Source organism: Methylomicrobium lacus (assembly GCF_041897535.1).
Classification (GTDB): Bacteria; Pseudomonadota; Gammaproteobacteria; order Methylococcales; family Methylomonadaceae; genus Methylomicrobium; species Methylomicrobium lacus_A.
In genome coordinates this window covers 3,877,413-3,890,788 of the sequence record NZ_CP169217.1, presented here as the reverse complement: position 1 = coordinate 3,890,788, position 13,376 = coordinate 3,877,413, and the positions used below count along the sequence as shown (strand labels likewise).

7 protein-coding genes are annotated in these 13,376 nt (G+C 58.4%); 1 reads left to right on the top strand and 6 read right to left on the bottom strand.

The features are described from left to right. Nucleotides 1–61: 61 nt before the first annotated feature. The 6 genes from ACEPPP_RS17430 to ACEPPP_RS17405 all read right to left on the bottom strand — a co-directional run bounded on the left by ACEPPP_RS17430 (nt 62) and on the right by ACEPPP_RS17405 (nt 7,431). Nucleotides 62–1,693, bottom strand: coding sequence for a CTP synthase (locus tag ACEPPP_RS17430; protein WP_374088635.1), 1,632 nt, complete (start codon nt 1,691–1,693; stop codon nt 62–64). Nucleotides 1,694–1,798: 105 nt separating this feature from the next. Further along, nucleotides 1,799–3,118, bottom strand: coding sequence for a tRNA lysidine(34) synthetase TilS (gene tilS / locus ACEPPP_RS17425; RefSeq protein ID WP_374088634.1), 1,320 nt, complete (start codon nt 3,116–3,118; stop codon nt 1,799–1,801). Between the two features lie 55 nt (nt 3,119–3,173). Next, entirely contained in the window at nt 3,174–4,142 is a 969-nt protein-coding gene (accA, locus tag ACEPPP_RS17420) for an acetyl-CoA carboxylase carboxyl transferase subunit alpha (protein ID WP_374088633.1), read from the bottom strand. A 249-nt stretch (nt 4,143–4,391) separates the two neighbouring features. After that, on the bottom strand, nt 4,392–5,291 hold the full coding sequence (locus ACEPPP_RS17415) for an OmpA family protein (RefSeq protein WP_374088632.1): 900 nt from the start codon (nt 5,289–5,291) through the stop codon (nt 4,392–4,394). A gap of 330 nt (nt 5,292–5,621) precedes the next feature. Continuing rightward, a complete protein-coding gene (locus tag ACEPPP_RS17410; RefSeq protein ID WP_374088631.1) occupies nt 5,622–5,897 on the bottom strand; it encodes a YMGG-like glycine zipper-containing protein in 276 nt (91 codons plus the stop codon). A 316-nt stretch (nt 5,898–6,213) separates the two neighbouring features. Then, nucleotides 6,214–7,431, bottom strand: a complete 1,218-nt coding sequence (locus ACEPPP_RS17405; RefSeq protein ID WP_374088630.1) for a UbiH/UbiF/VisC/COQ6 family ubiquinone biosynthesis hydroxylase — start codon at nt 7,429–7,431, stop codon at nt 6,214–6,216. Between the two features lie 416 nt (nt 7,432–7,847). Here ACEPPP_RS17405 and ACEPPP_RS17400 point away from each other — a divergent pair, with 416 nt between their 5' ends. Beyond that, nucleotides 7,848–13,349: a glutamate synthase-related protein gene (locus tag ACEPPP_RS17400; RefSeq protein ID WP_374088629.1), complete on the top strand. Its 5,502-nt coding sequence runs from the start codon at nt 7,848–7,850 to the stop codon at nt 13,347–13,349. Nucleotides 13,350–13,376: the final 27 nt, after the last annotated feature.

Genomic DNA, 13,376 nt, shown 5'->3' with positions numbered 1-13,376 from the left:
GAACGAAACCCATCGGGCCGCGCATAAGTCGATTGATGGGTTTCGCTGCGCTCTACCCATCCTATGCAACTGCCTTCTTATGCTCCACCGCCGCGACCACGAAACCCGAAAACAACGGATGCCCCTTGCGCGGCGTCGAGGTAAATTCGGGATGGAACTGGCAGGCCAGGAACCACGGATGATCGGCGATTTCGATCACTTCGACCAGGCGACCGTCGATCGATTTGCCGGAAAACTTCAGGCCCGCCTTTTCGAGTTTGTCGAAATACTGGTTGTTGAACTCGTAACGATGCCGGTGGCGTTCGGTGATCACGTCTTTCTGATACAGCCTGAACGCCAGTGAATCGGCCTGCAGGCGGCATTGCTGTCCGCCGAGGCGCATCGTGCCGCCCAGGTCGGAATTTTGATCGCGCGTTTCGATCCGGCCGGCCTCGTCCATCCATTCGGTGATCAGGCCGATCACCGGATGCGGCGACTTCGGCAGGAACTCGGTGCTGTGCGCGCCTTCGAGCTTCGCCACATCGCGGGCGAATTCGATCACCGCGACCTGCATGCCGAGGCAGATGCCGAGATAGGGAATCTTGTTTTCGCGCGCATATTTGACCGTCGCGATCTTGCCCTCGACGCCGCGCTCGCCGAAACCGCCGGGCACCAGGATCGCATCGACATTCTTCAGCGCGCCGACGCCTTCGTCCTCGATCATTTCGGAATCGATATAATGAATCTTGACCTTGTTGCGGGTCCTTATGCCGGCATGAATCAAGGCTTCGTTCAGCGATTTATACGCATCGGTATGATCGACATATTTGCCGACGATCGCGATATTGACTTCATTGGTCGAAGTCGTCAGCGCGTCGACCACGTTTTTCCATTCGCTCAAGTCGGCGGGCGGCGCATTCAGCCGCAATTTGTTCACGACGATGTCGTCGAGCCCCTGCGCGTGCAAGAGCAGCGGAATCCGGTAAATCGTATCCGCGTCGACCGCCGAAATGACCGCCTTTTCCTCGACATTGGTGAACAGCGCGATCTTGCGGCGCTCGGCGACCGGAATCGCCTGTTCCGAACGGCAGATCAGAATGTCCGGCTGGATGCCGATCGTGCGCAGTTCCTTGACCGAATGCTGGGTCGGCTTGGTCTTGATTTCGCCGGCCGAACGGATGTAAGGCACCAAGGTCAAATGAATGAACAGCGAGCGGTCCGCGCCGAGATCGACGCGCATCTGCCGTATCGCTTCAAGAAACGGCAACGACTCGATATCGCCGACCGTGCCGCCGACTTCAATCAGCGCGACGTCCATGCCCTCCGCGCTTTGATAGACGCGGTTCTTGATCTCATCGGTGATGTGCGGAATCACCTGCACGGTCGCGCCGAGATATTCGCCCTTGCGCTCGCGGCGCAGCACACTGTCGTAGACCTGACCGGTGGTGAAGTTGTTCTTCTTGGTCATCGTGGTCTTCAGGAAGCGCTCGTAATGACCCAGATCCAGATCGGTTTCGGCGCCATCCTCGGTCACAAACACTTCACCGTGCTGGAAAGGGCTCATCGTGCCCGGATCGACGTTAATGTACGGGTCCAGCTTGGTCAGGGTCACTTTCAGGCCGCGTGCCTCCAGGATGGCCGCGAGCGAAGACGCCGCAATGCCTTTGCCGAGGGAGGAGACGACCCCGCCGGTGATAAAGATATATTTGGTCATGTAAGATGTTTGCTTCGGATTGGAACAGATGACTGGTATCAGAAGGTTGGCTATTTTACCACCAAATGGGTGCCATCGTCTTTAGCGATTTCGCGACCGAAAAGATCAATCCCGGCGCAAGGCGAAACGGATGCAATCACACTGATCCTCCCGATAAAATTCGGCACTGATCCAGAGATCGGCGACCGCGGCCAGTTTGCCGTCAAGGTAAATCAGCGGCATCGCCTCTCTTTGCCACGGCGGGATGCCGGTTTCCTGGTACAATTTTTTCAGGCTGTGGCGTCCTTGGCGTCCCGGCAACGGGATCTTCTCGCCGCCGCGGCGAAACCTGACTGTCACCACGGCTTGTCGCCAAACCGCCTCGGGAATTCCCGCCATCGACCGAACACAGGAGAGCGTCAGGCGCTTGCCAATAGTGATTGCTTCCCAATCCTTCGGCCAAGCAATATCCTGCCTCGCCTCGTCATGATCGTCTTTGAGGCAATACAGCCGGTCCCGGTAGCGGCGGATCTGACAGCCCTGCCCGTAAAGCACCGGATCGCCATGCATTCCCGCGCCGATCACCTGCTCGAACAGCCGGTTCAGAAATGCCTGCGAAGGCATTTTCAAACCCATCCGCCGAAACCAATGGCGAATGATCAGCTGCCGACGCGGCAGATCGAACGCGTTCAGCCGCTCGATACTCAGGGTATTATCGCTTTCCTGGCAAACCTCGCCGAACGACTCGGCGGCCATGTCCACCAGCAGCGCATGGGCTTCCGCACAATGGCCGGCCGCACGCGCCACGGTCTGAGCGCAGGACGGCCAGCGCTGTTTCAACAACGGCAGGACCTGCCGGCGCAAAAAATTACGGTCGTAAACGCTGTCGTTATTGCTGGGATCTTCGACCCAATGCAAGCGATGCGCCGCCGCGTAGTCATCGATCAGCTGTTTCCGAACAGGCAGAAACGGCCTGAGCAGAGCGCCACGACCGAACGGCAGGCTGGCCGGCATGCCGGCCAACCCGAGCAGGCCGCCGCCGCGCAACAATTGCAGCAGGACCGTTTCCAGTTGGTCATCCTGATGTTGCGCGACCAGCAGAGCATCGCCGGGCGCGAGCACCGACTTCAACGCCGCGTAACGCGCGTTCCTGGCCGCCTCTTCCGGGCTTTCGCCGGATTTGGGATGCGCATCGACGCGAAACAGCAGAAAGTTGACGCCGAGATCGCGCGCGGTAGCTTCGGCATGTTCGGCCCAGGCATCGGCTTGGATCTGCAGGCCGTGATGCACATGCACCGCGGTCAGCCGGTCGCGCATTGTTGGATCCTGGGCGCACAGATGCAGCAGCACATGCGAATCGACGCCGCCGCTATAGGCAAGAAAGATTTGCCGGGGGGACGCCTCGCACGATTCGAGCGCGGACTCGATCAACCGAGGCGTCAGCATAGGAAAAAATTCCGAGAAAATCGCCCGGACAAGAGCCGGGCGTAAACGATGCCGCTTATTTAACCGGCTCTTCGATGAAAGCGCCGAAATTCATCAGCCGCTGATAGCGTTTTTCGAGCAACTCGTCGAGAGAGAACTGTTTCAGTTCTTCCAGATGGCGCTGCAAGACTTCCTTCAAATTGGCCGCCCCGCTCTCGAAATCCCGATGGCAGCCGCCGACCGGTTCGCGAACCACCTCATCGAGCAAGCCCTGCTCGCGGATGCGGTCGGAGGTGATTCCCATCGCCTCGGCCGCGAGCTGCGATTTGTCGGCGCTTTTCCACAAGATCGAGGCGCAGCCTTCCGGCGAAATGACCGAATAGGTGCTGTATTCGAGCATGATCAGCCGGTCGCCGACGCCGATCGCCAAGGCGCCGCCGGAACCGCCCTCGCCGGTCACCGTACAGATGATCGGCGTTCTGAGTTTGGCCATTTCGAACAGATTTTTCGCGATCGCTTCGCTTTGCCCGCGCTCTTCCGCACCGATACCGGGATAAGCACCGGGGGTATCGATCAGACAGATCACCGGCAATTTGAAACGCTCGGCCATCTTCATCACGCGAAGCGCCTTCCGGTAACCCTCCGGACGCGGCATGCCGAAATTGCGGTAAATCTTTTCCTTGGTGTCGCGGCCTTTTTGATGGCCGATCACCACCACCGGCTGGTCATCGAAACGCGCCAGACCGCAGACGATCGCCGGATCATCCGCATAAGCGCGGTCGCCGTGCAGTTCGTGAAAATCGGTGAACATCAGCTTGATGTAATCGAGCGTATAAGGCCGTCCCGGATGGCGGGACAGCTGCGAAATCTGCCAATCAGACAGATTCGCGAAAATCGATTCGGTCAGCGCGCGGCTTTTCTCTTCCAGTTGCTGGATGGCATCGGAAATATTGATGTCATTATCGAATTCCACATTACGGAGCTCTCTGATTTTGGCTTCCAGTTCAGCAATGGGTTGTTCGAAATCGAGAAATTTTAAATCCATGGCGCCTTGTAAAATGATGGTCTAGGTCTGTAAATGAAAATGCCGGCAGACTGAAAAATGCCGTCAACCATCGGCAATTATACCTGAAGCGCTAATCGAACTGCCAATAAATCCCGCGGACCCGCATCGGCGCCCTGATGAATCCTGATGCGGACGAATCCGCCCAAAAAAAGCCCCGCCGCAAGCGAATCGCGGCAGGGCTGGGGTTGGCGGCCGGAGAACCCTGGGCACTCCGGCTGCCGAGCTAGATCAACGCGGATAACCGTATGGCTGTTGCGGATAACCTTGTTGCTGAGGATAACCCTGCTGTTGCGGGTAGCCTTGTTGTTGCGGGTAGCCTTGTTGTTGTGGATAGCCCTGCTGTTGCGGGTAGCCTTGTTGCTGCGGATAGCCCTGCTGTTGCGGGTAGCCTTGTTGCTGCGGATAGCCCTGCTGTTGCGGGTAACCTTGTTGCTGCGGATAGCCCTGTTGTTGCGGATTACCTTGCTGCGCGCCGGCATTGTTGTTTGCGACGATGGCCAATTCGACGCGGCGGTTTTGCGCCTTGTTCTCCGGCGTCGTATTCGGGTATTTCGGCATGCTTTCACCCATGCCTTGCTGCTTCAAACGCGAGAAGCTGACGCTGTGCTGACTCAAGTAATTAGACACACTGGCGGCGCGCTTTTCGGACAAACGCTGGTTATAGGTATCCGAGCCGTCACTGTCGGTATGACCGGTCACGGTAATGGTCGAGTCAGGATATTGATTCAAAATACCGGCAACGGTATTCAAAGCCGACTGCGCATGTGGCGTCAAGGTTGCCGAATCGTAAGCGAAGGTTACGCTTTCCGGCATATTCAGGTTCAAGGTATTCTCGGCCGTTCTTTGCACCTCGATGCCGGTGCCCTGCAAGGATTGCTCCATTTCCTTCTGCTGATGATCCATATAAGCGCCCACCGCCGCTCCGACCACACCGCCGGCCAAAGCGCCCCAACCGGCGTTTTTCAAATCGTTGCCGCCGAAGGCGGTGCCGATCGCCGCACCGGACGCCGCACCTATGCCGCCGCCCATCGCAGCCTTGCTGAGAGAGGATTGGCCGGTATAAGGGTCGGTGACGCATGCAGTCAGCAGCACAGAACTGATTGCGGTGATTAAAAGCGTATTTCTCATGTTTTCCTCGGTCTTGAGTTGAAATAAAACGACCATTTAATGGAGCCGAAAACCCAGCTAGAAAAGCAATAACCGCCTCGTCTTGCCGAAATTTTCAAAAATTTTGCACGGGTATAGTAACAGAATCTAAACGGACACTGAACAACCGCCCACGGCCTAGCTGTGACCCTGTTCGCAGGAACCAGAAATTAACCGCCCCATCCTTAAACAATACTTCGAGCCAGATCGACATTCAAGATCGCAAATTCGGATCAAGCCTCTGGGTTTTAATCATGGAGTTGCCGACGTTGGGTCATCGACAGTTGACCTATTGCCCCCGCATGGAAGAAATTATCGATAGGGATTGTAATAATTCTTCTGTTGATTATCCTTATGATCCTTGTAAGCGCCAGCCGCCGCACCGACAGCGCCACCGGCCAAAGCCCCGTAACCGACGTTCTTCCAGTCATTGCCGCCGAAGGCGGCGCCGATCGCCGCGCCGGCGGCCGCGCCCAAACCGGCGCCTTTCGCGGTGTTGCTGAGCGAGGATTGACCGGTATAGGGGTCAGTGGCGCATGCAGTCAGCAACACAGCGCCGATTGCGGTGATTAAAAGCGAATTTCTCATGTTTTTCCTCGGTCTTGAGTTGGCAAATAACCTGCCCTACCTTGCGGCAGAAAAAATAACCAAAATAATTCATTAAGTTGGCAGGTAGATTGAAAGCTTTTGTGCAGGATTATAGTAGCAGAATATAAATGGAGGCTGAATGGCGAAAAAAAAGGAAGGATTGAACCAGCATCACCTTATCCGGCTTTCGCCGCGCAGGCGATCAGACGTCGAAAGAATGAAGCGCAAAGGCCGGCGATGCACCCCGGCATCGTGCAACACCCTACGAAGCAATGCAGCGGCGCGCGAACAGCATTTTCATACCAAGGCGGGGCAATTACACCAGCGGTTTGCCGCGCGCAAGCTTCGGCAACTCGCCCGCGATGCCCATCGCGCTGCGCATCACCAGGTTTTTGGCGGGCAAGATCCGCTCTGCCAACCCCAAGCCGAGATTGCGCAAAAACTTGACCGGCAGCAGATCGTTACTGAACACACGGTAAAACGCATCCATCACCGTCATCATCTTGAGATTCTCGCTCCTGCGCATTTTTTCATAGCGTTTCAAAACGGCAAGAGCCGCGATATCCTCGCCTTTCCGATCCGCATCGAGCAGCACTTCGGCGAGCGCCGCCGCATCGAGAAAACCGATATTGACGCCCTGCCCGGCCAGCGGATTGATCATATGCGCGGCATCGCCGACCAGCGCGACGCCAAACTTCACATAATCCTGCGCATGCTGGCGCTTCAGCGGAAAACTCGCCCGACCCAGTACCTTGTTGATCTTGCCGAGGCAGTCGGGGAACGCCCGTTGCAGTTCATCCAATAAGTCGTCGTCGGACAATGCTTTCAAGCGGCTGACCTGATCCGGAGAGTTATACCAGACGATCGAACCGTAATGGCCGGTCAGCGGCAAAAACGCCTGCGGCCCGCTCGGCACGAAGCGTTGCCAGGTAATGTCCTGCTGGCCGTAGGCGGTTTCGACATAGATTACCAGGGCATGCTGCCTGTAATCCCAGCCGGTCACGCCGAGACCGACCGCCTGCCTGACCCTGGACTGACCGCCGTCGGCCGCGACCAAGACGCGCGCCGACAGGCGCCGGCCGTCCGCCAGTTCGAGCTCGGCCGCCTTGCCCGATTGGTAATGGATCCCACTCACATTGACCCGGTAGATCACCTCGACATTGTCGAATGCCTGCAGGCGCTCCAACAGCGCCAGCTGCGTGACCCGGTTTTCGACGATGAACCCCAATTCGCGCTCGCCGATGTCGTCGCTGCAAAATTCGGTATCGCCGGCCGTTTCCCAGACCCGCATGCGCCGAAACGGACAAAGCCGGCGGTTTTCGATGCCCGCCCAGGCGCCGACCGCCGCCAGGATGTTTTTCGAGGCGATGCTGAGCGCGGAAACGCGCAGGTCATGCGGCTGCTCCGGTGCAAAGGGTTCGGGCGGAGCGCTTTCGATCACCGCCACTTTCAGCGAACTGCCACCCAGACCGCAACCGACCGCCGCGCCGACCATGCCGCCGCCGACGATCACCACATCAAAATCTTCTTTCATAACGAGAGGTTCAAACTATTCATATAACTGAGTTAACCGTCGCCGCGCCGTGCGCAGGAACGATTCCTTTTGTGCTTGGGTCCGACTTTACAGCGACATTTGGCCATTGTCCAACAAATATTTACGCCAAACGCCATCACACCATTCGGCAAGCGCCCGACGAGGCAATATACCGCCGGCATTGACGCGCCGAGGCTATATGTCCGGCCTTCTGCGCTGCAAATCTGTATCGAATCAATGACAAATGCAGACAAATCTGTTAGTATTGGCGGGTTTCGCTAGATGAATTCATCAGCAAAGAAAAATGTCATAACGACTCAATGCGCCGGTTTTATTGCCCGGCTTACGCTATCGTGCATTGAAAATAAACGATCAATGATTGCCGCCGGCGCGGCATGATTAGGACGGGCCGAACCATGAAAAACAATTCCCGAATGAACAACCAGCAACCCTTGCTCTATGATGCCGATTTATCGCAGGACAGCTGCGGCGTGGGCTTCATTACCCATAAGCAAAGCATACAGACGCATGACATTTTAGTCAAAACCCACGAAGCCTTGTGCACGATCCCTCACCGGGGCGGCATGAGCGCGGAAGGCGTCGGCGACGGAGCCGGCGTGAACGTCGATCTGTCGCTGAAATTCTTCCGCAAGATTACCGGCCTGAATGACCTGGAACTGGGCCAGTTCGGCGTCGCGAACTTCTTTTTCCCGGAAGACCACGACCATTACGATTCGGTCACGACCGAACTGATCGAGCGCCATTTCCAGAACGCGAAGCTGCCGATCCTGCTGTGGCGCAACGTCCCGGTCGACAATTCGGCCCTGAATGCCGCCGCGGTCAAGGCCCAACAGCCGATCAAGCAGGTCGTGTTCGGCCGCCCGGAACATTTGCAAGCGGCCAGCCATGATCAATTCGAGAAATACATTCAGGCCACGTTGCTGGATCTTGAAAAGGAGGGCTTTACCCGGCCCGAACTGAACGGCTTTTATCCCTTGTCGATGAGTTCGCGCACCCAGGTTTACAAAGGCCGGCTGAATTCGTTCGAGGTGATCCCGTATTTCAAGGATCTTTACGACACCGACCACGAAGTCAATACGCTGTTTTTCCACACCCGCTTTTCGACCAACACCGCGCCGGCGACGATGATGGCGCAGCCGTTCCGCTACATGGCGCACAACGGCGAGTTGAACACCGACAAGAAAAACCGCTTAAGCGAAAACGCGATCGCGCGCCAGCACAACAAGCACATCTGTTTCCCTTGCGGACAGTCCGATTCCGGCCGCCTGGACCAGACCTTGACCCGCCGGATCAACGAAGACGAGCTGGACATCGTGACTGCGGTGCTCGCGATGATGCCGCCGGCCTGGGAAAACGACACCACCCTGTCGCCGGAAGTGCGCGCGATGCTCGAATATTTCAGCCTCTACGAAGAAAAGAACGACGGCCCGGCCGCGTTGATCTTCAACGACGGCGTCCGCGTCGGCGCGCGTCTGGATCGCCTGGGCCTCCGCCCTCTGCGCTCGGTCGAAACAAAGGAATACCTGGCCGTGATGTCCGAAGCCGGCCAGATCGACTTCCCGCCGAAGGACGTGTTGACCCGCGGCCGCATCGAAGCCGGCGGCATGCTTTATTTCGACCACAGCACCGGCGAAAAATACGATAGCCATCAGGTAATGGAGCGGCTCGCGAAGGAAAAGGACTACCAGGCCTTGCTGAAACAGCGCAGCCTGCATTTGTCCGATCTGCCGAAGGTCGAGTTGTCCGAACTGAACAACGACCACGAATTGAATGTCGACCAGCGCCATACCGCCTACTCGCTGAATCAGGAAAGCTTCAAGTTCCTGCTCGACCCGATCCTGCAGGCGGGCGCCGAAAAAGTTTCCGCGATGGGCTACGGCCTCGCGCCGAATGCGTTGTCGAGCGCCGAAGGCGGCATGTCGCGCTATTTCAGTCAGCGTTTTGCACAGGTGACCAATCCGCCGCTCGACTCGATCCGCGAGAGCGACGGCATGACGCTCCGCGTCGCGCTGGGCGCGAAGCCGACCTTCTCCGATGAATACAGCAAGCAATTGGTGATCGACTCGCCGATCCTGCAGCGCACCCAGCTCGAACAGATACGCCGCCAGACCCAGGTCAGCACGATCACGCTGGACATGATCTACCGGCCCGATTTCAACGATGCAAAGAAGAACGAAGACGCGCTCGAAGAAGCCTTGTTGAACGTCTGCTCACAGGTCGAAAAGGCCGCCCGCAGCAATACCGGCATCATCATCCTGAGCGATGCGAAGATCAGCCGCGAGATGGCCGCGATCCCCTCCCTTTTGATGATCGCCGCCGCAAACCAGCACCTGGTCAAGCTCGGCCTGCGTTTCAACTCGTCGTTGATCGCCGAGACCGGCCAGGCGGCGAGCCCCCACGATGTCGCGACGATTCTCGGCTTCGGTGCGTCCGCGATCTGCCCGCTCAGCGTACATAACCGGGTCATCACCGATTTCGTAGCGGCCGACCATCAGAAAGCGCTGGACAAGTTCCAGAAAGGCGTCGAAAAATCGTTGATGAAGACGATGGGCAAATTCGGCCTGTGCACGGCCGAAAGCTACATCGGCGGCGAGTTTTTCGAATCGAACTACATCGACACCGAAGAGCCGAAACTGGCGCCTTACTTCCCTAACATTCATGCCTCGGTCGGCGGCGCGCGCTATGCCGACATCGCGGCCAGCGCGGCCGAATGGCATCACAAGGCGCTGAACGTGCAGGAAGAGAAGGACATCCCGTTCCTCGGCCTGTTCAAGGAACGTCAGGACGGCGCCGGCCACTCCTACGGCAATACCGCGGTCCGCGAATACATCAACATGACCGACGAGCCGATCCTGTACATCCCGGAAGACAAATCGCCGGAAGCCTCCGACACGGCCTATACCGATTTCGGCTACACCAAGCGTACGCCCGAACAGATCGACGGCTTCGGCATCACGCCGGCTTACCGCAGCTTCACGAAGAATCTGTACCTGGAGCGCGATGCGCGTCCGGCGGCGCTGCGCGACATCATGGACTTTCCGGCCGACGTGACCTCCGCCGAAACCCAGGCCGATTTCGACCGGATTTTGGGCAAGCAAAACCTGCGCGGCAACATCAATTATTTGGTTCGCGGCCTCAGCGTCTGCAAAACCGGCGAAGACAGTTTCACGGTCAGCCTGAACGGAAACTCCACCGCACCGCGCTTGGAGCAACTGGCTCTGCACTTCAAGCATCGCTTTGAGGGCACCGAATTCACGGTCGCGGTCGAAAGAACCGCGCTGAAATTGAAAGTGGCCGACACGCATAGTCTGCTTGCCAATTACCTGAATACGATTCAAACGGCCCGCGATCCGATCGCGTTGTCGGAAGTGCAACCGGCGCATCAGATCACCCCGACCCTCGCTTCCGGCGCGATGAGTCACGGCGCATTGTTGGCCGAAGCGCACGAAGCGGTCGCGCAAGGCTTCAACATCGTCGGCTCCTTGAGCAACTGCGGCGAAGGCGGCGAGCATTCGAGCCGTTTCAATACGCTGAAATCCTGCAACATCAAGCAGTTCGCCTCCGGCCGTTTCGGCGTCTGGGCCGGCTATCTGGCCGATCCGAATTTGCGCGAGATCGAAATCAAGATCGCGCAAGGCGCAAAACCGGGCGAAGGCGGCCAATTGCCGGCCCCGAAAGTCTCGGTTGAGATCGCGGCGCTGCGCGGCGGCACGCCCCGAGTCGAACTGGTCAGCCCGCCGCCGCATCATGACACCTATTCGATCGAGGATCTGGGTCAGTTGATTCACGATGCGAAAGCCGCACGCGTGAAGGTCGGCGTCAAGCTGGTATCGTCCGAAGGCATCGGCACGATCGCGGTCGGCGTCGCCAAAGCCGGCGCGGACGTGATCAACGTCGCCGGCAACACCGGCGGTACCGGCGCGGCGGCGGTGACCAGCCTGAAAAACAGCGGCCGCTCGCCCGAAATCGGCATCGCCGAAGTGCATCAGGCGCTGTCGGTGAACGGCCTGCGCGACAAGGTCATTCTGCGTTGCAGCGGCGCGCATCAAAGCGGCCTCGACGTCGTCAAGTCGGCGATCCTGGGCGCGGATTCGTTCGAATTCGGCACCACCGCCTTGATGATGCTGCGCTGCGTGATGGCGAAAAACTGCAACATCAAGTGTCCGGCGGGACTCACCACCGCGCACGAAGAATTCAAGGGCGATCCGCGCGTATTGGCGCAATACCTGATGAATCTGGCGCACGAAGTCCGCGAAATCCTGGCCGTCCTGGGCTACAAGAGCCTGGCGGAAATCCGCGGCCAGACCGACTTACTGCATCTGATCGAGCATCCGTCCTTGATCGGCCAGGTCGATCTGACCAAGATGCTGGCCTATGCCGACGTGGTCAAGATCGCCAAACCGATATACCTCGAAGCGAACTTCGGCATCGACGACAAGATCATCAACAAGGTCAAGGCGGAGCTGATCGAGAAAGGTCAAACGCAAGTCGTGATCGAAGGCGGCGAGTTCAAGCTGAACAACCGGCACAAGACCGTCGGCGGCCAGACCGCGATCGACATCGAGCGGATGTTGGCCTATCAATTGTCCGACGAGCAGATCGCGAAGACCCAACCGATCTATCTGAACCTCGGCAAGGGCCACCGGGCCGAAGGCCGCCGATATCTGGCGCCCGACAGCGTGGTGATCCGCACCACGGGTTCGGCCGGCCAAAGCTATGCGGCCTTCCTGAACGACGGCATGCGCATGGAGCATCTCGGCACCTGCAACGACGGCGTCGGCAAGTCGATGTGCGGCGGCCTGTTGATCGTCGAATCGCCCGGCGGCGGCGTCAAGACGCCCGGCAACAATGTCTTGATCGGCAACTTTGCCCTGTTCGGCGCGACCGGCGGCAAAGCCTTCATCAACGGCGAGGCCGGCGACCGCTTCGCGGTGCGCAACTCCGGCGCCATGGCGGTCGTCGAAGGCGTCGGCGATTTCGCCTGCGAATACATGACCAACGGCGCGGTACTGAACATCGGCGGCTTCGGCAAGGGTTTCTGCAACGGCATGTCCGGCGGCAACGCCTACCAGTACGATCCGGAAAACCGGCTCGAAAACCTGTACGACAAGTCGTCGGTCGAACTGCGCCGCCTGAACGAAGACAGCGACACCGCACGCGCGCATGAACAGTTCGTGTTGGCGATGCTCGAACAGCATGCGGATTATGCGAATTCGAGCAAGGCGAAAAAGCTGCTGGACAACTGGGCGAACGAACGCGAGCATTTCAAGTTCGCGCTGCCTTTGTGGCTGAACAAGACGCAGTCGGCGAAGGACCTGCAAAAAGCGCTGGACCGCAAGGAAATGATCGAGGAATTGTCGATCGAACTGGCGCGCCGGCAAATCGAGCAGGTCAGCGAAGCCTATCGGAACGCCAGCCCGCTGTTCGGCGGCGCGATTCCGGCCTACGGCGCGACCGACACCGCACTGACCTTCAAGCTGGTCAACAGCTTCATGGTGCTCGAAAAGGCGCAGCAGGTCGCGCAGGATCTGCTGAAGCATCTGCCCGAATCGCAGCGCAGCCAAGGCCGGGTCGAACAGGCCGCGCGCAAGCTGATCGTCGAGCGTCCGCGCAAATTGCAGGATACGCTGGTCAAGACCACCCGCGAAGCCTACAGCAATTATACGGACGAGCAACTGGCCTGGCTGCTGGCGGACAAGCGTCTGAACGACTATAAGACCGCGCTGATCAACCGCTCGGTGCAAAGCATTTATTCGATCGGCTCCACCGCCTGGATCATCGAACAGGACCAGGTCAACAAGGCGGCGCTCGCCGGCATTCCTTCGATCGAGGAATACCTGGCCAGTCTCGCGGGCCTCGGCATCGTGCAGGGCATGTTGAACGAACAAACGGCCTGATCTCACCCGCAGTCGCATCGCGTTGCG

What these genes read in the sequence shown, in the direction of transcription:
- ACEPPP_RS17430 (WP_374088635.1), bottom strand. Translation starts at nt 1,693, where the DNA reads ATGACCAAATATATCTTTATCACCGGCGGGGTCGTCTCCTCCCTCGGC.
- tilS (WP_374088634.1), bottom strand. Translation starts at nt 3,118, where the DNA reads ATGCTGACGCCTCGGTTGATCGAGTCCGCGCTCGAATCGTGCGAGGCG.
- accA (WP_374088633.1), bottom strand. Translation starts at nt 4,142, where the DNA reads ATGGATTTAAAATTTCTCGATTTCGAACAACCCATTGCTGAACTGGAA.
- ACEPPP_RS17415 (WP_374088632.1), bottom strand. Translation starts at nt 5,291, where the DNA reads ATGAGAAATACGCTTTTAATCACCGCAATCAGTTCTGTGCTGCTGACT.
- ACEPPP_RS17410 (WP_374088631.1), bottom strand. Translation starts at nt 5,897, where the DNA reads ATGAGAAATTCGCTTTTAATCACCGCAATCGGCGCTGTGTTGCTGACT.
- ACEPPP_RS17405 (WP_374088630.1), bottom strand. Translation starts at nt 7,431, where the DNA reads ATGAAAGAAGATTTTGATGTGGTGATCGTCGGCGGCGGCATGGTCGGC.
- ACEPPP_RS17400 (WP_374088629.1), top strand. Translation starts at nt 7,848, where the DNA reads ATGAAAAACAATTCCCGAATGAACAACCAGCAACCCTTGCTCTATGAT.